This window comes from Aliterella sp. E5.1, from assembly GCF_057473825.1.
On the sequence record NZ_JBYCCV010000418.1, the window covers coordinates 1 to 1332 of the forward strand.

2 protein-coding genes are annotated in these 1332 nt (G+C 42.8%); one reads left to right on the top strand and one right to left on the bottom strand.

What is annotated here, in order from left to right; genetic code table 11:
* The first annotated feature begins 164 nt into the window (after positions 1–164).
* On the top strand, positions 165–881 hold the full coding sequence (locus AC2VE5_RS27805; protein WP_486890743.1) for a carbonic anhydrase: 717 nt from the start codon (positions 165–167) through the stop codon (positions 879–881).
* 148 nt (positions 882–1029) lie between these two features.
* On the opposite strand, the gene AC2VE5_RS27810 is transcribed toward AC2VE5_RS27805, so the two are convergent.
* Positions 1030–1332 (bottom strand): DinB/UmuC family translesion DNA polymerase (locus AC2VE5_RS27810; RefSeq protein WP_486890744.1); only part of this gene is annotated, 303 nt, incomplete at its 5' end.

The window sequence follows — 1332 nt, forward strand, 5'->3', positions numbered from 1 at the left end:
ATGCGATGGAAATTCGCTCAGTGAGGTGCGTTGCCTCAATGTGAGCCAGTTGTTTTCTTCTATTTGGACATCTCAAAAAGCAAAAAGTAAAAAGCGTTAAATGCAAACGCAACCTTGCTGCAAGTTTTTAAGTTAACTGGTCGTGATTATCTATCTTTGGAACTATGAATCAAAACTATAGATCGCTCGGTCGTCGTCGTTTCTTAAACTTAACTGGAACTGGTGGAATGGTTGTGGCGAATGCTTTAATGGTTACTGCATTCTGGAATATACGACCATCTAGTGCTAGCGCTGCTTCGTTCGATCTTGTCGCTTCCAGTGCCGCCTTGAAGCGACTTATGGACGGAAATCAACGATTTAGGCATCAGTTGAGCCTCCACCCTGACCAATCACAGGCACGCATGAAAGAAGTTGCCCAAGCACAACACCCCTTCGCGGCTCTATTAAGCTGCGCTGATTCTCGCGTAGCTCCAGAAATTTTGTTTGATGAAGGAATTGGTGACTTATTTGACATCCGTGTGGCTGGAAATATCGTCACTCCAGAGGTTCTTGGTAGCCTGGAATATGCTGTCGAGATCCTCGGCACTCCTTTAATTATGGTTTTAGGTCATGAACGATGTGGTGCTGTCACTGCCGCAGTCCAAGGCAAACATCTTTCAGGTCATATTGGTTCTTTTGTTAAAGCTATCAAACCTGCTATCTCTAAGATAGAAGGTACATCAGATGATTTGGTTGATAACGCTGTAATTGCCAATGTTCGCTATCAAATTGGGAAATTGAAACAAAATTCAAGTATTCTGTCGCAAAAATTGCTGGATAACAAGCTCAAAATTGTTGGAGGTCGCTACGATCTTGATACTGGAGAGGTAAGCTTGATTTAAGATTCAGAGTAACAGCCATCTCAATCTTTGCCGACGCATTAGTAAAACTGACAATTTTCATGGAGGTGCGAGTGAGACTTCACTGTTGTTGAGAATCGTACAAGATTTGAGTCTCAATAAACTTTTGTTATCAGCCTAGAAAAGCAGTCTATTCAAATAAGCATAATTGAACTGATTTTGGTTCAGTGGCGCAGTCGAGATTTGAAAGGGAAATACCTAATAGCCGAACGCTGCGCCCCTCCAGAGAAACCGATGCTAATAGTTCCTTAACTACTTGGCTAATTGCCTCTGCCTTACCAACAGCAGTAGTTACAGTTTTACTGCGCGTGATTTGCTGATAGTCGGCAAACTTGACTTTCAAAGTGATTGTGCGTCCCAGAGTTTGGTAGCGTTGTAAGCGATGCTCGACAGTTTGAGCGATAGTCTCCAATTCAAGCAGTATTAGTTGAGC

What these genes read in the sequence shown, in the direction of transcription:
- AC2VE5_RS27805 (WP_486890743.1), top strand. Translation starts at nt 165, where the DNA reads ATGAATCAAAACTATAGATCGCTCGGTCGTCGTCGTTTCTTAAACTTA.